Genomic DNA, 25,077 nt, shown 5'->3' with positions numbered 1-25,077 from the left:
CAGAAGACATGGAAAAATCTGGCAGATAGCAGTGGCGGACCTATTTGCTATAGGTGTAATTGATTGATAGATAAAATGTTAATGTTCTGATGTTGAGGTCAGAATATGTTTGATAGTTTAAATGAGGTGCTTTTAGTGATCAGGGAGATCTGTAGCTGTGTCTGGTTATATTGCTTTTCGAAGCTAAGTTCCGGATATATTTTCCGCAACATTTTATGACCGATCAGCATGAGTAATTTCAGGTCCATTTTCTGAGAGATATCTATGGCGCTTTCTGCTGTACGCATGGCCTTTGTAAATTCTCCGTCGTGGAAATGGATATCTGACAGGATAAGTTTCTGGAAGACTTCCAGGTGCCGGCTGTTGGTGAAGTCAAAAGTGTAGGTCCGGATCAGCTTTTCTGTGTGGCGGCATATTTTGGCAGCATCGGCGGTATTGCCGGTGTTTAACAGGGAGAAAGCCTGCCAGCAGAGAAGTGATAATCTTAATGTGCTTGTTTTCTGGTATACAAGCTGTGGATGATGTTTAAAGACAAGCTTTGTGTAGTTGAACAGGTTTTTGTAGTCGGATAACACGGAGAATGCCATGCCGGTAAACCTGTATACTATTTCCTGTGATACGGAAGGGGTTTCGCGGGTGGGGCCGCTGAGATAGACAGCATAATTGTATATCTGGTCTTTTATGTTCTCATTGATAATACCAAACTTCATGTATTCATATATGAAGAGGTATAATTCATATGGTGTTACCCAGAGTTCCTGGTCTTTCTGGTTATCGCTGACCAGTTTTTTGATGCTGTTCACTTCCAGTTCACATTGTTCTGCATCCAGCTGGAGGAGTGATGTAGAGAAAAGGATACTCCGTACTTTTAATTTGTCATCTGCAGCTTCTGTCAGTTCCAGCAGGGCGCTGAGCACTCTTTTCTTGCCAAAGTGAATGAAGTTGTCGTTGATGATATTACTGAGTGGTAGTTTACGGAAGTAGCCCTGGGGGAAGACAGATTTAAGAGTGATCTGTTTTTCTTCTTCGTGTTCATGCTGGTAATGAACGGCCAGGTATTCAAGCAACAGGGATTTTTCCATGTTGCTAAGTGGAAGATAGAATATTTTATGGATGCTTTGTATCTGGCCTGTATTGATTGCATACCGCAGCATCCATTTTAACACGCCGGTGCGGTAAGAGGAAGCGGGCAGTTTTTTCAGAACGCGTTGCAGCATTGCATCGTCAATAATATCGTCTGACTGCCGGAGATAATGCATGGCGGTAAAGTATTCCAGCAGGAACTGGTGTGCAAACCGCACTTTTACTTTGAACATTACTTCCTGGCTAAGGTTTTCCTCTACCAGTATATTATCTGCCAGGAGTTCTTTGTAGGATGAGAAAAGGTCTATGTTTTTGTTCAGCAGTTCGCTTTTGTCAGCATATTGCCCTGTTCTTCCCAGGTCCAGCAGCCAGAGCATCTTTTCAATGATCCTGACTTTGAAATTATTGGTGGGAGAGTTGAATACTTTGTTCTGTACAAATTTGGAGATGATCTCAAATAGGCTCAGATGCTCATTTGAGAAGGGTTGACCGGGTCCGGTATTCAGCTGACAGAATAATTGCAGGTAATATGGATACCGCAGTTTCTGCATGAAGCTTTCGCTGAATGTACGGACGGTTGCCGGATCTATGCGGTGATTATATAATACTGACTTGGCTTCCTGTTCTGTTAAGTAAGGCAGGTTGACGTTTGTTTCTTCGTCCATCTCTGCGCCGAGGTACCAGTATCGTCTGAAAGCGGGGTATTGAAGTGAGTGCTGGAAAACTTCCGACCATGTGCTGCTGCGTATGGAGAGGATCACTTTTACCCAGGGGAACATGTCATTTGAATAGACAAATTCTTCCAGCTTTGTATATAATATTTTCAGTTTGTCTGCTGCGATGGTTATCTCGTCAAACCCGTCTATGATGAGGATAAGCCGGCCTTTTACTTTATCGAAGTGGGCTGCGAAATATTCTCTGAAGTTCTCGCCGTTTCCGAGGTTGAGCTGGTTGTCCAGCCAGGATGCGAGGGAGAAGCCTCTTAAGAGCAGGCTGCCGGCGGCGTGAGCATGAATGAACCAGCAGATGTCTTTTTTATATTTTGCGTCTTTACTGAACCAGAAATGTTCGGCCATATGTACCAGGGCGATTGATTTACCCCATCCGGAGGGGGCTATTAATGCGGTGGCAGCATAGTTGCTTTCCAGGAAGCGTTCTGTGTGTGCGAATATCTGTGGCCGGGGGACAGTATGGGAGAAGGGGATCCCTGACCTGTTTTTCAGGGTGAGGATCGTATAATGGGAAACGGTAGCAGCTTTATTTTTCAGCTCCAGCCATTTACCGTCATTGAGTTCGGCTGTATCTGTCTGCAGGTAATGTTGCGCCTGGAAATCGTCCCAATCTTTGTACTGACAGTACTGGGCTAACGTATTTAATGTATAACGTGAAAAGCTATGCTTTGTGGTGGCAAATCCGAATACTCTTTTCAATGTGGTTTCGCTGACTGCTTTGGCTGTTTCGTCTCTGATAAGATCTGACAGCCTTTTACAGTCACTGGGAGTAATAGAGTCCACACCAAATTTACGAGACACCTCGTTCTGAAGTGTTATGATAAAGTCATAGGAGAGATCTATCATACGGGGACAAGAAATGGATTTTATTAAGTAAATGGATTTTGGTTCTGTCGACATAAACTTACGTATAGGTTATGAGTTCAGATTTATTCAGATTAAAATGGATAAAATGAATGAATTGAATATAAATGAACACAATATGATTGTAATTGATAATGAGTGTATAATATTTGAAAAAGTATTTATGGTAAAATATTGGATTTTCTGATTAGTACTGCTTACTAAAATGTATTGCAGAACTACCCGTTTGGTAACACAACTCTTTATAAGAATATTTCCTGTTATTTCCAACTAATGAATGAAATGAACGGCCTTTAAAATAAAATGAACAGGCTGGTTAGCATCCCTAATACTGAATAGGAAAGGTTTATCTACTTTTTATTCTCACAACCTACATTCGTGCCTTATTCCTTTATACGCAATAAGGACGGCTGCACGTGTGACTGACCATTACTGTTTTTGACTGCTTTAACGCTCTATCCTTATCCCCCAAGCTTCATAGCCCTGCCATCCAAAGACTGAATACATCGTGTCCAGGCGAAGAAAGTTCTCTATGCGAAACGATCGGAGAGATTGCAGAAAACACATCATCATTACCCTTTATAACCCGAACCAATTATTAGCTATGTATTTGAAAGCTACTCCTAAAAGCCCGTTGAGAGCTTTTTCTATTATTGTCTTATGTTTACTTTGGTTGCTTGGAGGGCTTGCCAACGTAACTTATGCAATTCCCCTGTCCGGGACGAAGGTTATGAAAGCTGAAGACCAGAGTATGAAGAACTGGTTGAACAGCTATATGGCCAGTCATCCTTATTCCCCTTTGCTGAGAAGCGCCTGGAATGCCACTGACGCACGTGCAGACGGTCCTCTCTGGAGCTTTGCAGGCAGCCAGACCTCGGTTACTTTCGGGCTGGCATGCGCAGCCTGTACGGTTGAGAACGGGAATAATGCTATTGACGGTAATATAAACACCGCCGCCAGAATGGTGTTGCCTGTTGGTGCTATAGGAGGCGTTGGTCTTAAAATGAAATTTACAGGCAGTTACTTTGCCGGTGATAATGTAGCCGTTGATCTTGAAATTCCGGATCAGGGCCTTAGCGGGCAACTGTTGTCAGCATTATCAATAAGCACATTTAACGCCGGCGTTGCAAACAACGATGCCATATCGTTAGATAGTGCGATAGCAAGGATACAGATGCTGGGCGCGGGCTTTGGCTCTACTCCTAAGTTCCGTGTAATCGTTCCTGTAACACATAATTTCGATGAGATACAAGTGAGTTTTTCTGCGCTTGTTTCTGCTTTTTCCAGTCTGTATGTTTATGAAGCTACTGCATTTGTGCCGGTAACGGTAAGTCCGGCGGCACCTGTTGTAACCTCAGGTGGAACAGTTACTTTTTCTTCTTCCAGTCGCCTGCCTGTTACGGGCTTCCGCTGGTATGCGAGTGCAGAAGGCGGTACTCCCCTGGCTACGGGCAATTCCTTTACCACACCTGCTTTAAACCGTACCACTACATATTATGTTGAGGCATCGACAGGAGATGGTCTTACCAGTTATGTAAGAACACCTGTTACCGTACAGGTAAGCGGCGGCGCTGGTCCGCTGTGGACATTTGCCGATCAGCAGGAAAGTCCGATTACCGGCGGAATAGCTTGTGTAGCGTGTTATGTGACAGACCCCGGAAATGCTGTTGACGGAGATACTACTTCTGCGTCAAGGATAGTATTGCCGGTGGGCGTGATCACTTCAGTAGGTCAATTGCTGAAATTCCCGGGAGATTATATAGCCGGGGATCAGATCATACTGGACCTGGATATTCCAGACCAGATGATGTCTCTTCAGGCATTATCAGCTATACAGGTACAGACTTATAATAATGGTTCGGCCAATAATGACGCTACCTCACTTGGAGTAGCCGGTGTACGTACCCAGTTGCTGGGATTGGGCCTGGGCACAACTCCGAAGGTGAGGGTTACTATTCCTACTACAAGAGATTTTGATGGAGCATTGATCAACCTGACATCCGGGTTTGCGGCATTCGGCGCATTGCGTGTTTATGAGGCGGCAGCAGCTATACCGGTTACGGTTACTCCTGCTGCACCTACTATCACTGCCGGCAGTACGGCATCTCTTACTGCTGCTATTGATGGCCGGGTATCTTCTCCTATATTCAGGTGGTATACTACTCCTACGGGTGGTACACCTGTTGCGACAGGCAGTAATTTTGTTACGCCTGCGCTGGCGCGTACCACTACTTACTATGTAGAGGCATTTGATGCTACGGATAACCTGAGCAGTTACTCCCGTACTCCCGTAACCATTAAGGTAGCAGGAGGCCCGGGTACAATATGGAGTTTCGGACAGGATCAGGAAGGCCCCTTAACGGCAGGGGTAGCCTGTGCTGCCTGTATGGTAGATAATCCGCAGCTGGCTGCTGATGGCGATACCACTACGGCGTCGACACTGACAGTACCACTTGGCCTTGCAGCTACAGTAGGACAGCTGGTAAAACTGCCGGGTGTTTACCAGGCGCTGGACAGCATTGTGCTGTTCCTGGAATCGCCGGCGGAAGATATTGCAGGAGTGCTCCTGCCCCGTGTGACCGTTACTACCTATAATAACAGTATTGCAGGACCCGCCGTATCGAACAACGATCCTGTTACACTTGACCAGTCTGTAGTGAACGTACAGCTGATGGGTGGGGGATTGAACAATACCCGCAAATTCAGGGTTACCATACCTGCTACCAAAACCTTTGATGGCGTGCGGGTGGATTATGGCGGGCTGATTGGAGTGTCGGGATCCCTGAAGCTCTATGAAGTGGCAGCCATGATCCCAGTGAAGGTGCTGCCCGATCCGGCCAGAACGGCTTATAATACTTCTATTACACTTACACCTTCTATACGTATTATTAACCCTACTTTTAAATGGTATACCACTCCAACCGGCGGTGCGCCTGTGTTTACCGGCAGCGGTGCTTTTGAGACGCCTAAGCTGTTCCGTAACACTACTTATTATGTGGAGGCGCAGGACCCGGCCGGTACTACCAGCCTGTTAAGGACTGCGGTACCGGTTACTATAGGTGGTGGTAATGGTCCGCTGTGGACATATGGTGTAGATCAGCAGGCGCCTGTTATTACAGGTATATGTGCATTGTGTAATGTAACAAATGCTGCCCTGGCGGCAGATGGTGATACTACCACAGCATCCAGGCTGTCTCTCCCATTGGGAGTAGGCCCTACCCTGGGACAGAAGATCAGTTTCCCGGGAGTATATCATGCGGGAGACAGTATCATTTTAATACTGGGATCTCAGGGTGACCTTCTGGCAGATGCTTCTCTGCTGGGAAGTATCCGTGTGACCACTTCCCTGAATGGTGTCAGCAATAACGATGGACAGGCATTGAATGCTTCGCTGACACATGTGAATCTGCTGCAGCCCGGAGCTATTAATAAATTCCGTGTTGCTATTCCTGTTTCCAAGACATTTGATGGTGCACAGGTAGATATTGCAGGATTGTTATCATTGTCCAACCTCCTGTATATCTATGAGGCGGTGGCTATGATACCGGTTACAGTAGCTCCCAGCCCGGCTAATATAAGCGCGGGTCAGACCGCCACGTTGAACGCCACCTTGCCGGCTATTCCGGGAGCGGTGTTTAACTGGTATGAGTCGAAAGAAGGCGGTGCTCCTGTGTTTACCGGTAACAGCTTTACTACTCCCCCACTTTATCAGAATAAGACTTACTATGTAGAAGCGCTTTCTCCGACTGATGGCCTGATCAGCTTTGTACGTACCGGTGTACAGGTAAATGTAGACGGGCAGAGTGGCAATGGTGCTTTGAGCTGTAGCGGGGCAGAAACGCAGACCTCCGGTACCGGTGGGTTAGCCTGTTTGCTGTGTGTTACAGAGAATGGTGCACTGGCAGTGGATGAAAATCCGCTGACTGCTTCTACTTTACGTCTCGGTATTGGTGCATTGGGTTATGTATTCCAGGACATGATCTTCCCTGTTTCAGGCAAGGCAGGGGATTCCATACGCCTGGGCCTGGGTACTACAACAGGTTTGTTAGATCTTGCCCTGTTGGGTGGCGTTACTGTAGGTGTGGGTAATGGGGCCCGTCCGTTGGATGCGGATATGAGTCCTTTGCAGGATGAGCTGCTGACATTACGTATCATTAATAATGGTCCGCAGAATGCGTATACATTTGTTGCCAATAAGGACTTTGACCGCGTGGAACTGCGTTTCGGAGCGGTTGTTGGCGCTATATCAGCGTTGAATATATATTATGCACAGGTAGTAACACCGATAGCGCAGGTAAGCGCCGGAACTGTGTTTACATGTGCAGGTAACACTGCCACATTGAGTGCTGTAGGCCCGGCAGGATATACCTACCGCTGGTATACTTCTTACGCAGGCGGTACGCTGGTAGGTTATGGTACTACCTTTACTACTCCTGTTATTACGAAGGACACTACCTATTTTGTAGAAGCAGCAGGTAAAGACAGCTGCGGCAGTGAGAAACGTACGGCTGTACAGGTGAAAACGGGCCTGCCTGGCGTAAGTGTGACCCCTTCTGCCGCTTCAGTTGTTGAAAACGCTACTCCTACTTTTAATATCGTATCTCCGAGCGCTGGTAACCAGTACAACTGGTACAATGTGCCGACCGGTGGTACGCCCATATTTGTGGGCACCCAGTTTACAACGCCTCCGGTAACGGCGAATGTTACTTACTATGCGGAAGCGGTATCACTTGGTGATCCTGCCTGCCGTAGTCTGCGTACGCCTGTAGCTGTAACATTGAGCGGTAGCGGTGGGCCAGTACCTCCGGGAGATATTGATTGCGGTGGTGCAACCAGCCAGGTAACAACTACTGCAGGTATCTGTGTTGGCTGTTATGTAGAGAAGCAGGATTCCGCTGTAGATAACAGTACGCAGACAGCGTCAGTGATGCATACTATTCTTGGGGTAGGCTCTTATGTACAGCAAACCCTGATATTCCCAGGGGTTGGTGTGAAGGGAGACAGTATCCGTATTAAGATAGGCTTCCCGGTTACACTGGCTGATCTGAGTGCACTGTCAGGTATACAGGTTTCTTCTGCCAATGGAGCTATAAGTAATAATGATGCAGTTACGTTAAGCGGATCATTACTGAACTTTAAGTTTATAAATGCCAATGAGGCTCTGTTCTCCTTTGCTCCTGGTGCAAACTTTGACAGGGTGAACGTTCGCCTTAATGGCCTGGCAACGGCGCTGACAAGCCTTAAGCTGTATTCTGCGCAGATCTTTGCAGGCACACCTACTGTAGAGAAGGACACAGTGTATGTATGTCAGGGTAATACGGCTACATTAAGAGCTACCGGTCCGGGTACTGTGTTCCGCTGGTATAATCAGCCTACAGGTGGTACACCGCTGGCTACCGGTGCTACTTACCAGGTAACAGGCACCACAGATGCTATCTATTATGTAGAAGCAATTTCTTCTGCGGGTTGTATCAACCCTGTAAGGAAAGCAGTATATGTAATTGTAGGTCTGCCTCAACCACTGGTAACGCCGCTGGTAAGCAATATCAATACGGGTGAAACAGCCACTTTCACGGTAAACAATCCTAATCCTGCTTATCAGTATAACTGGTATACTGTTCCTGCGGGAGGTACGCCGGTATTGGCTAATTCGACTACTTTCACTACTCCTCCGTTAACTGCGTCGGCGGTGTATTATGTGGAGGTAAGAGATCCTGTGAGTAACTGTACCAGCCCAACGCGTACGATGGTACGTGCAGAGATCAACCTGCCTACAGAGCCAACACCATGTAGTTATGCTACACAACAGCAAAGTCCTATCATCAATGGCATCTGCCTGTTGTGTGGAGTGTCTGACCCTGGACTGGCCGTAGACCAGAATGCCAATTCTGCTTCTACTATTACGGCAACATTGAGTGCTGTGGGATATGTTGGTCAGCTATTACGTTTTGATAATGCTCATCCGGCAGGCGATAGTATTATACTGGACCTGGAAGTACCTGGTCAGGTAATAGATGCGTCATTGCTGGGAGGTGTAAGACTAGAAACATATGCTAATACTACTGCTAACGGGGATGCCAGATTCCTAAATGACCCTGCAGTTCACTTTACCTTCTTAAATACAGGTAATAAGGTAAGGGTTACTGTTCCTGCTACCAGGACCTTTAATGGGGTGCTGATAAGCATTAATGGCCTGTTAACTGCGGTTACCAGTGTGAAGGTTTACTTTGCAGCGGTGGTAACGCCAAGACCAACGGTGGATGTTCCCACAGTAGATATATGCAGTGGTAATACTGCTACACTTACCGCCACAACTACCAACGGCGCCAGCCTTTACTGGTATGCCGGCGCCGTAGGCGGTACTCCGATGGATACAGGCAGCACGTTTACAACGCCTGTATTAACATCTTCAACTACGTATTATGTAGAGGCATCCCGTTATGGTTGTGCTAATCCTACAAGGGTGCCTGTACGGGTGAATGTAGGTACTGTTCCTACTGCTCCTGTGGCAGCTGGTCAGAGCATCTGTTCCGGAGGTCAGGCTACTTTGCTGGCAACAGCGCCAACAGGGGCTACTTTCCGCTGGTATACTGCTGCAACTGGCGGCACCCTGCTGGCATCTACAGCAAACTACACTACCAATGCCCTCACTGCTGATACTGCTTTCTATGTGGAAGCATTTAATAATGGCTGCTCCAGTTCTGTAAGGACGAGGGTGCCGGTGATTGTCAGCCCGGCGCCGACCAACCTCACTGTTACGCCGATGGGCACTTCTGTGAGCAGTGGTCAGGGGGCTATCTTTACAGCCAACGCTACCGGTACCAATGTTATCTACAAATGGTACAATGCCGCCGGAGACTCTATCTTTACCGGTGCAGTGTTCAATACCGGCCCGCTTACCGCTACTACTACCTATACTGTGGAAGCAGTGAATGCAAGTGGTTGTAAGAATGGTCCGCGTGTATCTGTTACTGCAACAGTGATCTCCTCTAACAATGACGTGCCTTGTGATGCTGCCAAAACTGAAACTAATGGCGCTAATGGTATCTGCCTGGGATGTTTTGTGGAGAACCCGTTACTGGCGGTAGATAACAGCACTTCTACCAGTTCCAGTCTTCATGTGATACTGGGGCTGACCAATGGTTATATAGAACAGAAACTTATCTTCCCGCAGGTTAGTGAGCCGGGAGACAGTGTACAGGTTTCCATCTCGTTTGATGGTTCCCTGGCAGATATAGGACTGCTGTCTACCCTGCAGATAGGCTCTTTCAACGGAGGAACGTCCAATAATGACTTTGTTGCGTTGAACAGTTCTGCAATACGGGTAACATTGCTTAACGGTAATCAGCAAGCTATGGTAGGATTTAAGCCGGCAGCCCTGTTTGACAGGATCGCTATAAGACTTAATTCCGGGGTGGCAACTGCACTGAGCGCAGTGAATGTACATTATGCAAGCAGGCTGGTAGGGTTGCCGGTTATAACCGGTGATACCATCTGTGCCGGCAACAGCGCTACGCTTACTGCCAGTGGCCCTGCCAATGTATCGTTCCGCTGGTATACTACAGCGGTAGGTGGTACGCCGATCTTTACCGGCACCAGCTTCCCGACACCGGCGCTCAACACAAGCACTACCTATTATGTTGAGGCTGTGAAAACAAGCCTGAACTGTCCGAACCCTCAGCGTGTTCCGGTAGTTGCCAAGGTTGATCCTACCCCGGATGTTCCGGTACTGGATACTACTGCACTCACCATTTGCAGTGGCAGCACGGCTACCTTCAATGTACAAACGGCAGCGGGTGTTACCTATAAATGGTATACAACCCTGGCTGGCGGTACGCCTATCCATACAGGACCATCCTTCACTACTCCTGCATTGACGGCTACAACAGTTTATTATGTAGAAGCATCCAACACAGCAGGATGCGCCAATACCACACGCAGACAGGTAACTGTAAATGTCACTACACAACCTGTGGCGCCATCGGTAACTCCGACAGCCGCTACTATCTGCGCAGGCTCCAGCACCCAGCTGGTGGCCGCGTCTACTACTGCGGGCGTTGTGTTCCGCTGGTATACTACAGCTACCGGAGGTACTCCTGTATTTGAAGGAGCTTCTTTCCAGACGCCTCAGCTGAACACAACTACTACGTACTATGCAGAGGCAGCTGCAGGAGCGTGCGCCAGCAGTACCAGGACGGCGACTATTGTAACGGTTAACCCTGTTGCAGCAGCTCCGACAGTAACAACGGTGCCGGCAGACGGTAATGTGGTATCTGGTCAGTCAGCTACACTGACGGCTACTTCCACTACTCCTGGAGTAGTATATAACTGGTACACTGTAGCTACAGGCGGAAGCCCTGTATTTACGGGACAGGTATTTAACACGCCAATCCTCACCAGCAGCATTACTTACTATGCAGAAGCTGTTGTGCCGGGAGGTGATTGTCCGAGTGGCCGTACTGCGGTACCGCTCACTGTCAGCGTAATACCAAATACTGCGTGCGACTTTGCGAACTCACAAGCTAACAGCACTACTGCTGTATGTGTGCTCTGCTCAGTACAGGATGCGAATAATACTACAGATGCAGATCTGAATAACTTCTCCATACTGTCAATACCGCTTGCTGCCGGTAATAACGGAGGTGTACAGCAAAGCCTGATCTTCCCATCTGTTGCGGCAGCCGGAGACAGTGTACGCATCACTATGGAATTGCCATCACAGGTGATAGATGTTTCCCTGCTGAGTGCAATAGAAGTATCCAGCTTTAATGCCAATACGGCTAACAATGATGCTCAGTTGCTGAACAGCAGTAATGTAAGTGTGAGAATACTTACAGGCGGTACCAAGTTCACCGTGGCATTTGCGCCTGGAGCTGCATATGACCGCGTGCAGGTGCGTCTGAGAGCGGGTGTGATAAGCGCTCTGCTGAGGTTGAACCTTTATTATGCAACAAGGCAGGTATCTGCTCCGGTGGTGGCCACACGTAATGTGACCATCTGCAGCGGATCTACAGCTACGCTTTCGGCTACTGCAAGCGCGGTTGCGAAACTTGAATGGTATGATGCTCCGGTTGGTGGTAACAAGGTGTTTGATGGTGCAACCTTCGTAACACCGGCATTGACTGCTACGAAGACCTACTATGTACAGAGTGTACGTACCAGCAACGATTGCGCTAACCCGAACAGGGTATCAGTAACTGTGAGTGTGGTACCGGGCCTGACAGCGCCATCTGTCAATAACGCTACAGTTTGCGCTGGTCAGCAGGCTACACTTGCCGCTAATGTAACAGGAACAAATGTAGTGACCAGATGGTACAGTGCTCCGACAGGAGGTACTCTGTTGTTTACCGGTACTACTTATATAACCAACGCTGTGAATGCAGACACTGCATTCTATGTGGAAATTGCTAATGGTGCATGTACTCTGGCAACAAGGGTAAGGGCAACTGTGACAGTAGGTGCAGCAGCGCCTACACCAACCCTGGCGGCCAATAATGTAAATATCTGTGCAGGTCAGCAGGCAATCTTTAACGTAACCTCTGCAACAACAGGTGTTACCTACAGGTGGTATACGGCTTTGACAGGAGGTACTGCGATCTTCACCGGTCCGGCATTTACTACTCCTGCTCTCAGTGCTACTACTGTATACTATGTGGAAGCTACCAGCAATGCTTCACAGTGTGGTACCGGATCTGCAAGGGTGGCTGCTACTGCAAGCGTAGCGCTTAACCCGACAGCGCCTCAGCTGATAAGCGGCAACGTAAGTGTCTGCTCAGGCCAGGACGCTGTACTTGCGGTACAGAATCCGCAGGCAACGCTGACTTACCAATGGTATGATGCGGCTACTGGCGGCACATTGGTACATACCGGTGCAACCTTCACTGTACAGGCAGTAACTGCCAATGCTTCTTATTATGTACAGGCAGTGAATAACAACGGCTGTATCAGCACAGGTGCACGTGCACAGGTTAATATCACGGTTGCTCCTGCTCCGGCGGCTCCAACTGTAAATGCCGCTTCAATAACTGTTTGTGCAGGAAGTACGGCGACGCTGGCGGTTACGAATCCGAATGGCTCATTCACTTATCGTTGGTTTACGACAGCCACAGGCGGCACTGCTGTGTACACCGGCAGTACAGTTATCACAGGGGTCATCAATACAAATACCGACTTCTATGTAGAAGCCAGCAATGGTAACTGTAACAGTACCACCAGGACGCTGGTACGTGTAACAGTAACGCCGGGCGCACCTGTTCCGACCCTGGAATCCAATAACGTGAGCACCTGTGGCGGCTCTACAGCTACCCTGCGTGTTACATCGGCTACGGCAGGTATAGAATACAGGTGGTATACTGTGGCAACGGGAGGAACGCCGGTATTTACAGGTCCTGTATTTACAACTCCTGCGCTCAGCGCCACTACTGTTTATTATGTGGAAGCAATTAATACATCCGGCCAATGCGGCAGTAGCAGTGCGAGAACAAGCGCTACCGTTACCGTAGGACAGGCGCCGGAAGTGCCGGTACTGACCGCGGCTAATGTAAGGGCATGTGCAGGTGGGGATATAACCCTGTCAGTGCAGAACCCGCAGGCGGGCATCACTTATCAGTGGTTTAACGCGGCAACCGGCGGTACATTGGTATTTACCGGTCCTGACTTTACTGTAAGTGCTGTTAACAGTGATGTGACCTATTATGTACAGGCAGCTATCGGCACTACATGTGCAAGTGCTTCCCGTGCAGCGGCCAGCATTACTATAGACGCTGCAGCGCCGACACCGGATGTTGTGGCAACCAACCTGGTAACGTGTGTAGGTGGTACAGCTACTCTGAATGTGCAGAACCCGGATGCTTCACTGACCTATCGCTGGTATAATGCGCCGTCAAACGGCAACCTGCTGGCAACTGGTCCTGAATACACTACGGGGGCACTGAATACCAATACTACCTTCTATGTGGAAGCCCTGAACGGTACAGGTTGCAGCAGCCTGGCCAGGAAAGGAGTAACGGTGACTATTGTAAACACAATAGATGCACCGCTGGCAAACGGAACTACTATCTGTGCAGGTAACACAGCTGTACTCTCAGTAGAGAATCCGCAGGCAGGCATATCCTATAAATGGTATAATGCGGCAACGGGCGGTAATCCTGTATTTACCGGTGCGAACTTCACCACAGATCCGCTGACAGCTACTGTTACCTACTATGTGGAAGCAGCTACCGGTGGTTGTGTGAGCGCAAGCCGCACAAGTGTGATCGTGAATGTGAACAGTACTCCGGCAGTACCTGATGTAGACATTGCGAACCTGCAGGTTTGCGCTGGTCAGGCAGCAACGCTGAGTGTGCAGAACCCTGATGCGTCAGTGACCTATAACTGGTACACTACTCTTACCGGTGGTACTCCGGTGGGTACAGGTGCAACATTTGCAACACCAACCATCAATACAAACACTATGTATTATGTAGAAGCGCTGAATGCGAACGGATGCGCCAGCATGAACCGTGCGGCCGTAAGCGTGACAGTAGGCGCTCCTGTGAATAATACAACAGTAGTTGGTAATGATGCTGTTTGTCCGGGAAGTACAGTAACGCTTACAGCATCGACAACGACAGCAGGAGCTACCTTCCTCTGGTATACAACGGCTACAGGCGGAACAGCTATTGCAACAGGCGCGACTTACACAACTCCGGCGCTCACCGCAAATGCTACTTACTATGTAGAGACTGTTTCTCCAGGTGGTTGCAGCAGTGACAGCCGTACAGAAGCGCAGGTGACTGTGCTTGAACAACTGGATGCACCGGTGGTGACAGTAGATTCTACCAATGCTCAGAGTGTGACCTTCAAGTGGGATGCTGTACCAGGGGCCGTGAGTTATGAAGTAACGCTGGATAACGGAGTAACCTTCTCTGTTCCAAGTTCAGGTGCAGCGGGACTGTCTCATACTGTAACCGGTCTTACGCCTGCGCAATCTGTAAGTATACGTGTAAGGGCTATAGGCACCAGCAGCTGTCAGAACAGTGAGCTGTCTGCGTCTGTCACCGGCAAGGCTGAGAACCCGCTTGGCAACAAGATCTTCATACCGAACGTGTTCACACCAAACGGAGACGGTCTGAATGATGTGCATATGGTATATGGTAATACTATTGCCAATATGGTGATAAGGTATTACAACCAGTTTGGTCAGCAGATCTTTGAATCAAAAGACCAGCGTACGGGATGGGATGGCACGATGAGCGGCCGTCAGCAGCCGGTGGGCGTATACATCTACGTGTTCCGTGCAACGCTGCAGGATGGCTCTGTAGTGAATATGAAGGGAACTGTAACGATAGTCCGTTAAACAATCAACTGATAAAGGCCGGGATAGTTGGAAGACTATCCCGGTCATTCATAAAAGTTTAAACATCTTCCTATGAAGAAAAAGAATATACACATTATTGTATCGATGTTGCTGACTGTGCTGGTGCCCAGGCTGGTCCAGGCACAGGTTGATCCTCACTTTTCACAATATTACGCCTATCCCCTCTGGCTGAACCCGGCGCTTACCGGTGTTGTTGACGGCGATTATCGTGTCAGTGCAAACTACCGTAATCAGTGGGTGAATATAGGGAAGCCATTTTCTACTACCGGCGTATCGTTTGATGCGGCTACGGCAAACAATGTGGGTGTGGGGCTGAACATCATTAATATGTCTGCCGGTGATGCAGGATATAACTACCTAAATGCGATGGCCAGCTTCTCTTATCGCGGAGTAAGGTTTGGTGAGACGGGTACCAGCCAGCTGGTGTTTGGTGTGCAGGGCGGCATGATCAACCGGAAAATAGATCCTGCGAAATGGCGGCTGGGCAGTCAGTATGACCCTGTGATAGGATTTGATCCTTCCAAGGGCAGCGGGGAAAATATCAACACTACTTCCTCCAATGTATTTGATGCAGCTGCAGGGGTTATGTTCTTTGACGGCAATCCCAACCACCAGTTCAATCCATTTGCGGGATTTTCTGCGGGGCATATTACCCGTCCTAAAGACCCGTTTGTATCCGGCGACAATGACAGGCTGCCGGTTCGTTATATGACGCATGGAGGTACACGTATCAAACTGAATAATACAATCAGCATTATACCCAACGGATTGTATTTAAGGCAGGGTAATGCACATGAAACAGTAGTAGGCGTATACGGGCAAATGTACGTAAACGAGGAATTCGATTTTATGGCCGGTGGCAACTACCGCATTAAGGATTCTGCTATACCTTTTGCAGGATTCCACTATAAGAGCTTTGTACTGGGAGTCAGCTATGATATTAATACTTCAAATCTCAGAAGGCTGGCAAACGGAAGCAACAGCTTTGAAATATCCTTATCATTCATCAACAGGAAAAGAAGGGTCTTTTCCGAAGAAAATTTCTTCTGCCCGCGGTTGTAAAAATTAAAAAAACACGGATGAAAAAAATTGAACGCTACTGGCTGATTATCGCACTAATATGTACTGTTAGCTCTGTAAATGCACAATACGTTTACGATTACAAGCGGACCGGCGATATTTATTTTGAAGCCAAGGATTACTATTCTGCTGCCCAATACTACAATAAAGCGCTTGGTACATTTAAGATAAAGCCCCAACAGATACTTCCTTATACTGTGGGATTGAGGGGAAAGGAATCAGGGAAGATCAAGGATTATGAAACAGTGGTTTATCGTCTTGCGGAGTCATACCGTCAGTACAATGATTATGGCAATGCAGAGAAATACTATGAGCAGGTTGTCGGGTTTAACAATGAAACGCTTTTTCCTCTTGCCCGTTTCTGGTATGGAGTAAGTTTGCGGGCAAACGGCCGGTACCAGGAGGCGCTGGACCAGTTCCGGCAGTTTAAGGCAAAATATGCCAAGGTGGATGAATATGCCACCAGGGCTGGCCTGGAGATAGCCTGCTGTGAATTTGCTATATCTGAAGCAAGTAAAATGCCTGGATATACTATAGCGAAGATAACGGGTGATGTGAATGAAGGCGGAGCTAACTATGCTCCTGTTGTGATGAATGAAAATATGCTGATGTTCACGTCCTCACGTGCGGACAGCAGCATGCTGGAAAAGGAAAAGAAAACGAAAAAGGTAAACCCCTATGTGAATAACCTCTTCCAGGCAACAGGTAAGGGTAATAATTTTACCAACAGTAAGGCGGTCATTATGCCTGAGATGAAGGATGTTGACCAGGGAGTATCGGCGGTCAGTCCTGACGGGAACACCATTTACCTGACACGCTGGACCGTTAAGAACGGGGTCAAGGCCGCATCTATCTATATGAGCTCCCGTAAGGGAACTGAATGGGCGGAGCCGAGGGCGCTGGGGGCAAATGTGAATGTGGAGGGGTATAGTTCTATGCAGCCGTTCATTACTTCAGACGGCAAGTACCTGCTCTTTGCGTCTAACAGGCCCGGGGGGATGGGAAAAAATGACCTCTGGTATTGCCTGATAGAAAATGGTTCTATAGGCGCTGCCCGGAATATGGGTACCGGTATCAATACACGGGATGAGGAGCAGGCGCCGTTCTATGATTCGGAGAAAAATGCGCTGATCTTCAGTTCTGACGGCCGTGTAGGCCTGGGGGGGCTGGATTTCTATAAAAGCGAGGGTGACTTCAGTAACTGGGGTGTACCTCAAAACCTGGGGGCCCCGTTGAATTCTCCTAAAGATGATATCTACTATGCGGCAACGGACAGCAAGCGTCCTATGGCGGCAGGGTATATCAGTTCTGACAGGGAATCAGTGTGCTGCCTGGAACTTTTTAGCATCAAAAAGATCTCGAAAACAATTAATGGCCTGGTACTTGATTGTGATAATAAGCTGCCTCTTACAGGCGCTAAAGTGACCCTCCTGGACACGATTAAACAGAAAGTACTGCAACAGATCACGCTGGATGAATCAGGCAGGTATGAGTTTGAAGTAGAGCCATTAAAGCATTATAAGATAATGACGGAGAAGGAGAACTATTTTTCAAAAGCAGCCTATGTGAATACGGATGAGCTTACCAGGATAGATTCTATGGCAAGTCCCTCTCTCTGTCTGAAACGTTATGAAATAGGCAAACCTATTATACTAAAGGATATTTATTATGACTTTGATAAAGCTACATTACGCCCGCAGTCTCTGATAGTGCTGGATACCGTTGTGTCTATCATGATGGATAATCCGAACATCATTATAGAAATGAGTGCGCATACGGACAGTAAGGGTAAGGATGCTTATAATATGAAATTATCTCAGAGGAGGGCGCAATCCTGTGTTGATTACCTGATCAGCAAGGGAATATCAAGTGACCGTATGATTGCAAAAGGTTATGGGGAGTCCAGGCCTATTGCACCGAATACGTTACCTAACGGTAAAGATAATCCGGAGGGCAGACAGTTGAACAGGAGAACAGAATTTAAAGTGCTGCGTGTAACTCAGTTGAATTAGAGCTTACACGGCTAAACCTGGTAATTCCGGCCTGGCCGGGAGCCATATCCTAATCGAGAGTAGACCATCATAATAATGGCCGGATTTTTCCGGCCATTATTATTTCATCAACCTAAACCTATTACTAGTAGTGTCTCAATTGAGACATAAGAGATATTACTGAGCGCTTTTCCAGATATTGCCGATAGCAATGATGCTGTCTTTAGTTGCGCTGAATTTCATTTTTGCGAAGGCACTGATAGCTACTGCGCTGTCGTAGTTGAATTTGCGTGGTGCGCCGTTAACATCAACTGTTTTCAGGTTCTTCCAGATGGTTTTGGTAACTGCGTTACCTGTGCCAGTGATAGTATCGTTCAACAGTACAGTTTCTGTAGGTGCTGCAACAGTACCGGCTAACAACTGATAAGGGTGTTTTGTGCTTGCTGTTGTTTTGTTGATAGTGATAGTCATATCTACGCTGCTGTCTCTGTTTTCAGTCAGCTTAATGGTACCAACCTGTGTGGTTGATGTAGCGCTACCAGTAAGTTTGTATTCTTTACTACGCAGGGTTGGAGCCGGATCGTCATCATCACTGCAAGCTGCAAAAGAAATACCCAATACAAGGCCCAGAGCTCCCAGTTTGAGAGCATGTTTTTTAATCGTAAGCATGGTTTCCGTTTTAATTAATCAGGTTATAATTCGATGGTTTCCTATTAGTCTTTTTTTTCAATAATGGTTTTTCAATGTTGATGCAATTGTTAAACGGGAGTGTATCTGAAATGTTACAATGAGATTAGAAAAATTATTTAATGTGTTTTACTCATCAGTTTAATCTCTTCGGGAAGAAGCGGGAAAAGCTATAAGAAAAGGGAAAGTATACAATAGTTGTGCAGATAATGTCAGGAATGGAGTATATATGGATATATGCCAGGAACGTACCTGGAACTTGCTACTATCAATGCTTTTGATATGGGGTTGATGTGGATTTGATGTGGACTTGATCAGGAATTGATAAACGGAACTTTGTTGCAGGAAATGTTGATAAAAGGTAAGTGAATCTAAGGATGTAAGGAGAAATAAAAAAAACAATATACCTTTGTGCTCTTCAACCTAGAAACCATGAAAATGTAATCCAATATCCGGTACTTCCGGATATGTTCTTCGCCCCTTTTTTTAGCAGGTACAGATTGATACCTCAAGTTTCATTTATTAATATCCAAAGCAGAACTATGCGTAATACACAGGCAACATCCGGCCTGGGCAGGGTATTCCGGCTGTTTATCACGGCTATATCCGGCAAGGAGAAGGAGTTTACGAGCGGTAGTATTAACCGTGCCATCTTTTTATTATCGGTACCGATGATCCTTGAAATGGTGATGGAATCACTGTTTGCGGTAGTTGATATTTTCTTTGTAAGCAAGTTAGGCAAGCATGCCATTACTACTGTAGGTTTAACAGAATCTATGATGACGCTGGTCTATACGGCGGCTTTTGGGCTAAGTATGGCAGCCACAGCTGTTGTGGCAAGGCGTACGGGAGAGAAGGACGCTGATGCGGCGGCACACAGTGCTGTACAGACGCTTTATATTGCGTTGGCACTGGCAACGGTGATTGGCATTACGGGGGTGATATTTGCGCCTGATATACTGACATTGATGGGTGCATCTGCGGAGGTAAGGGAAAGTGGTCATATTTATACCCGGATCATGCTGGGAGGTAACCTGATCGTTGTGTTGCTATTTCTTATTAATGGTATTTTCCGTGGTGTGGGTGATGCCGCCATTGCCATGCGTTCTTTGTGGATAGCTAACATTCTGAACATTATCCTGTGCCCTATAATGATCAATGGCTGGGGGCCTGTTCCTGCGTTCGGCCTTACCGGAGCTGCCCTGGCTACTACTATTGGCCGTGGGTTGGGTGTTTGTTACCAGTTGTATCATCTCTTTGGTGGTAAGGGGCTGATAATGATCAAGAGGTCTCATTTATGGCCTGATGGGGAGGTTATATGGCGGCTGATGAAGATTGCAGGCGGTGGTACTGCACAGCTGCTGATCAACACGGCCAGCTGGATATTCCTGGTAAGGCTGATAGCCCGTTTCGGGGAGGATGCGGTGGCTGGTTATACTGTTGCCATCAGGGTAGTGATCTTTACGTTGCTGCCGGCGTCAGGTATGGCCAATGCGGCGGCGGCGCTGGTGGGACAGAACCTGGGCGCTGGTCAGCCGGACCGGGCTGAACGTTCTGCATGGAGGGCTGCGTTCTTTAACATGGTGTTCCTCGGTATGGTATCTTTAATGTTCCTGTTCAGTGCCCGGAGCATTATAATACTGTTCACGCAGGACCCGCTGGTAGTTACTTATGGAGCGCAATGCCTGCAGCTGGTAAGTGTGGGATATATCTTTTATGCGTTTGGTATGGTGCTTTCACAGTCTTTCAACGGGGCCGGGGATACGAGGACGCCGACCATTATCAATCTTTTTGCTTTCTGGATGCTGCAGATGCCGCTGGCATGGATACTGGCCGTTATGTATAACTGGGGGCCGGCGGGTGTTTTCTGGGCTATTTCCATTTCAGAATCATGCCTGGCCATAGCTGCCATCTTTATATTCCGTAAAGGATGGTGGAAGCAGGTAAAAGTTTAGTTACATTTGCGCGGTATTTTTATTTATCATGTAACTAAACCCAATAAAAAAATAAGCATGTCGCTAACAGTTGTAGGCAGTATGGCGTTTGATGATATAGAGACGCCCTTTGGTAAATCTGGTCGTATTATAGGTGGGTCAGCCACTTTTATTGCATGGGCAGCTTCAAATTTTGTACAGCCCATCAACCAGGTTTCTGTGATCGGGGGAGATTTTTCCCAGGAAGAACTCGACGCACTGGCATCTAAAGGAGTGGCGCTTGAAGGCGTACAGATAAAGAAAGATGAAAAATCTTTTTATTGGGCGGGTAAGTATCACATGGATATGAACACCCGTGATACACTGGCTACGGAACTGAATGTGCTGGCAGATTTTAAGCCTGTTATACCCGAGAGCTACCAGGGCAGTGAGTTCCTTATTTTGGGTAACCTGACACCACAGGTGCAGATGGATGTTATAAAACAGCTGAAGGTAAGACCCAAGCTGATAGTAATGGATACTATGAACTTCTGGATGGAAGTGGCTATGGACGATCTGAAGAAGGTGCTGAAAGAAGTGGATGTGCTGCTGGTGAATGATGGTGAGGCGCGTCAGCTGAGCGGAGAGTATTCCCTGGTAAAGGCTGCGCGTAAGATCCTGACTATGGGGCCGCGTTACCTGATCATCAAGAAGGGGGAGCATGGTGCGTTACTGTTTCATGAGAATCATGTATTCTTTGCTCCGGCCCTGCCGCTGGAAGATGTATTTGATCCTACCGGTGCGGGCGACACTTTTGCCGGAGGCTTTATCGGACATCTGGCTAAGACAAAGGATATCTCTTTTGAGAATATGAAGACGGCCATCATTGTAGGTTCTGCAATGGCTTCTTTCTGTGTGGAGAAGTTTGGTGTAGGACGTTTGCGTGAAATAACACAGGAAGACATCAATGCCCGCCTGGAGCAGTTCGTTGAACTGGTGAATTTTGATATTGATCTTGTATAGAAATATTCAGGCTGGCCTCTGGCCAGCCTGTTTCTCTTTATTTATAAATCTCATTCAGAATAGCCGCCAGCCTCAAGCCTCCTTTCAGTAACTGCTGATTCATATATCCTACAAACCAGTAATTATAACGATAGCTCAGCTTATCATTTGCATGAGTAAGTGAATAGATCTTATCTGCCAGCTGATGTGATTCAAACATCCAGTCAGCAATACTGCCACTCTGCAGTTTCGCAATTTCTGCTTTTGAAGCGGTGTCCAGTGCCGCAGTGTATTCTGTATAACTAAGCTGCTGGAAATCTACAAGGTGTTCATCCCATACCCTGTGCAGATTGGTTTGTTTGTCAAACCACATAACCTGTACTTTATTTCCGCCGAGGTCTTCATCCCTGCCTACATGTAACGGCTGATGCATATCTCCTATCATATGGATAAGGAAAGAAACAGCAAATACTTTATCTGCTTTTGATACGGCTGGATCTTTTAATTGCCTGATAAGCGCCTGCGTCTGCGTATAGAGGTTCTCTTCAGTATGTTTATGCAGGAGTTCATCAAACTGTACGCGGGTGCTGTTTGCAGGAAAGTCGAGATAGTGCCAGGGGGAGGTATTGTCATACTTATGAGTGGTATCAGATTTGATGAAATCAGGCCAGTTAGCCACCATTGCCATGCTTTGCGGGCCAAGCAATGCAAGGATAGCTTTGCGGGCTTTGGGCGTAAGATGATGGCTTGCGATTTCAGCCACTATGCGATGACCGGTAACACCCCATGCAAAGCCTGTAGCCGGAATAATGAACAGGAACAGCATTGCCGGTAAAACATGGTATAATTTTCTAAGCATAAAAAATGAGTCGGTTAATTAAAGTAGATGCCAATATATTATATAAAGGTGAGCCGGATTTCTGATATGAAAAAATGGGAGTGTGCCAGTTTGAGTTTCTTTTTGATGTAGAACCTGAAATAATTGCTCAAAAACAGGGTTTTGCCGAAGGCGAAACCCTGTTTTTGAGAGGAGAGGATTAACCGGCCGCAGGCCGGTTAAAATTCAGATTGCTGCACTACTGAAAAAGCGGTGACGATTATTTGTAAATTTGAAAACGTTATAATTAGAAGATATGCCATTCAAAATTAATGCACCATATGCCCCTGCGGGTGATCAGCCGGAAGCTATACGCCAGCTGGTGGAAGGAGTACAGAACGGAGCTCCTTACCAGACATTGCTGGGAGTGACCGGATCGGGAAAGACCTATACTGTAGCTAATGTGATCCAGCAGGTACAGCGGCCCACGCTGGTACTGACCCATAACAAAACACTGGTGGCTCAGCTGTACGGAGAGTTCCGCCAGTTTTTCCCTGATAATGCGGTTGAGTATTTTGTGTCTTACTATGATTATTATCAGCCGGAGGCTTACATGCCGGTGAGTGATACTTATATAGAGAAGGATCTGTCTATTAATGAGGAGCTGGATAAGTTGCGTCTGAGGGCAACTACGAACCTGTTGTCTGGCCGGAGGGACATCATTGTTGTGGCCAGTGTGTCCTGTATCTATGGTATGGGTAACCCTACGGATTATGAGAATGGTATTATACGCCTGCACCAGGGGCAGACCATTGGCCGGAACACTGTACTGCATGGATTGGTGAACTCTCTTTACACCCGTACCACGGGAGATTTTAACAGGGGGAATTTCAGGGTGAAGGGGGATACGGTGGATATTAACCTGCCTTATGTGGATTATGGCTACCGGATCACTTTCTTCGGGGATGAAGTGGAGGAAATAGAAAGCTTTGATATAGAGTCGGGGAAGCGTATCATGACGATGGAAAATGCCGCCATTTTTCCGGCTAACCTGTACCTGGCCCCGAAGGACATGATGGCGCAGATCATTTTTGAGATACAGGATGAACTTACGGCGCAGGTAGAATATTTCCGTTCAATTGGCAAGCACCTGGAGGCACAGCGTTTGTCTGAGAGGGTGAACTATGACCTGGAGATGATCCGGGAGCTGGGTTATTGCAGTGGTATTGAGAACTATTCCCGTTTCCTGGACAGGCGTAAACCGGGCACCCGTCCGTTCTGTCTGCTGGATTATTTCCCAAAGGACTTCCTGCTGGTGATAGATGAAAGTCACGTTACGATACCCCAGATAGGTGGTATGTACGGAGGGGACCGTTCCCGTAAGCTGACGCTGGTGGATTATGGTTTCAGGCTGCCTTCGGCGATGGATAACCGTCCGCTGAACTTCTATGAGTTTGAGAACCTGGTGAATCAGGCCATTTTTGTGAGTGCTACTCCCGGTGACTATGAGCTGAGGCAGACGGAAGGGGTTGTAGTGGAGCAGGTGGTAAGGCCTACCGGCTTGCTGGAGCCGCCTATTGAAATCAGGCCCAGTGTTAACCAGGTAGATGACCTGCTGGAGGAAATAGACAAGCATGTTTTAAAGGGTGGCCGTGTGCTGGTTACCACCCTGACCAAGCGTATGGCAGAGGAGATGGATAAGTACCTGCACAGGATCAATATCAAGTCCCGTTATATCCATTCGGAGGTAGATACGCTGGAGCGTATTGAGATATTGAGGGACCTTCGCCTGGGCAATATCAATGTGCTGGTAGGTGTAAATCTATTGCGTGAGGGCCTTGATTTGCCGGAGGTAACGCTGGTAGCTATACTGGATGCAGATAAGGAGGGCTTTTTGAGAGATGAGCGCTCTCTTACGCAGACGGCGGGTCGTGCTGCGCGTAACGTGGATGGGCTGGTGATCTTTTATGCAGATAAGATCACGGACAGTATGCAGCGGACCATTGATGAGACTACGCGCCGCAGGGAAAAGCAGGTTGCTTATAATACGCTTCACAATATTACGCCGAGGACGGTACTGAAAAGCAAGGAGCAGATACTGGGGCAGACTTCTGTGCTGGAGATCAAGCATTTCGATGAAAATTCGCCGTATGCTATACATGATGAGGTGAGCCTGGTAGCGGAGGATGTAACAGACCTGGCCAGACAGGAGGCATCGACTGCCAAAACGATACCTCAGATGGAAAAGGCTATTGGTAAGGTTAAGAAGGACATGGAGAAGGCTGCCAAGGATTTGGATTTTATGGAAGCTGCCAGGTTGCGTGATCAGATGTTCGCAATGCAACGTGAATTAGAAAGTATGAAGCAATCATAGCGCAGCCGAATCATTTTTTATGTTCCAGATCATAGAATTCAAATGTTGATTTTTTTAATGTATTGATAATTTTCAAAAAGGATTTCAAACCTGTTATAAACTTATTAATATTTATTATGTTGATATACATTTTATTAGGAGGTATATGACAGAATAGCAGTAGCATGCCACTACCCA

At 47.4% G+C, this 25,077-nt stretch carries 9 protein-coding genes; 6 read left to right on the top strand and 3 right to left on the bottom strand.

Annotated elements, in window-relative coordinates; translation table 11 throughout:
* Window positions 1-98 precede the first annotated feature (98 nt).
* Window positions 99-2,660 carry an NACHT domain-containing protein gene (locus tag GO493_RS01665; protein ID WP_157304323.1) on the bottom strand — a complete coding sequence of 854 codons (2,562 nt, stop codon included), beginning with the start codon at window positions 2,658-2,660 and terminating at the stop codon, window positions 99-101.
* 622 nt (window positions 2,661-3,282) lie between these two features.
* Between GO493_RS01665 and GO493_RS01660 the strand changes: the two genes are divergently transcribed.
* From GO493_RS01660 to GO493_RS01650, 3 genes are all read left to right on the top strand, one after another.
* Window positions 3,283-15,015: an Ig-like domain-containing protein gene (locus tag GO493_RS01660; protein WP_157304322.1), complete on the top strand. Its 11,733-nt coding sequence runs from the start codon at window positions 3,283-3,285 to the stop codon at window positions 15,013-15,015.
* Window positions 15,016-15,087: 72 nt separating this feature from the next.
* Window positions 15,088-16,098, top strand: coding sequence for a PorP/SprF family type IX secretion system membrane protein (locus GO493_RS01655; RefSeq protein WP_157304321.1), 1,011 nt, complete (start codon window positions 15,088-15,090; stop codon window positions 16,096-16,098).
* 17 nt (window positions 16,099-16,115) lie between these two features.
* The gene (locus GO493_RS01650) at window positions 16,116-18,128 is read left to right on the top strand and encodes an OmpA family protein (protein WP_157304320.1); all 2,013 of its coding nucleotides are present in this window, start codon (window positions 16,116-16,118) and stop codon (window positions 18,126-18,128) included.
* A gap of 156 nt (window positions 18,129-18,284) precedes the next feature.
* On the opposite strand, the gene GO493_RS01645 is transcribed toward GO493_RS01650, so the two are convergent.
* On the bottom strand, window positions 18,285-18,776 hold the full coding sequence (locus GO493_RS01645; protein WP_157304319.1) for a hypothetical protein: 492 nt from the start codon (window positions 18,774-18,776) through the stop codon (window positions 18,285-18,287).
* A 560-nt stretch (window positions 18,777-19,336) separates the two neighbouring features.
* Here GO493_RS01645 and GO493_RS01640 point away from each other — a divergent pair.
* Together GO493_RS01640 and GO493_RS01635 are read left to right on the top strand one after the other, a co-directional pair.
* Window positions 19,337-20,749: an MATE family efflux transporter gene (locus tag GO493_RS01640; RefSeq protein WP_157304318.1), complete on the top strand. Its 1,413-nt coding sequence runs from the start codon at window positions 19,337-19,339 to the stop codon at window positions 20,747-20,749.
* Between the two features lie 57 nt (window positions 20,750-20,806).
* On the top strand, window positions 20,807-21,730 hold the full coding sequence (locus GO493_RS01635; RefSeq protein ID WP_157304317.1) for a PfkB family carbohydrate kinase: 924 nt from the start codon (window positions 20,807-20,809) through the stop codon (window positions 21,728-21,730).
* 37 nt (window positions 21,731-21,767) lie between these two features.
* On the opposite strand, the gene GO493_RS01630 is transcribed toward GO493_RS01635, so the two are convergent.
* A complete protein-coding gene (locus GO493_RS01630; protein WP_232538716.1) occupies window positions 21,768-22,568 on the bottom strand; it encodes a S1/P1 nuclease in 801 nt (266 codons plus the stop codon).
* A 274-nt stretch (window positions 22,569-22,842) separates the two neighbouring features.
* Between GO493_RS01630 and uvrB the strand changes: the two genes are divergently transcribed.
* A complete protein-coding gene (gene uvrB / locus GO493_RS01625) occupies window positions 22,843-24,900 on the top strand; it encodes an excinuclease ABC subunit UvrB (RefSeq protein ID WP_157304316.1) in 2,058 nt (685 codons plus the stop codon).
* The last annotated feature ends 177 nt before the right edge of the window (window positions 24,901-25,077 follow it).

Origin of the sequence: Chitinophaga tropicalis (assembly GCF_009758205.1) — a bacterium.
Lineage (GTDB): Bacteria > Bacteroidota > Bacteroidia > Chitinophagales > Chitinophagaceae > Chitinophaga > Chitinophaga tropicalis.
This window is presented reverse-complemented; position numbering and strand designations above follow the sequence as displayed.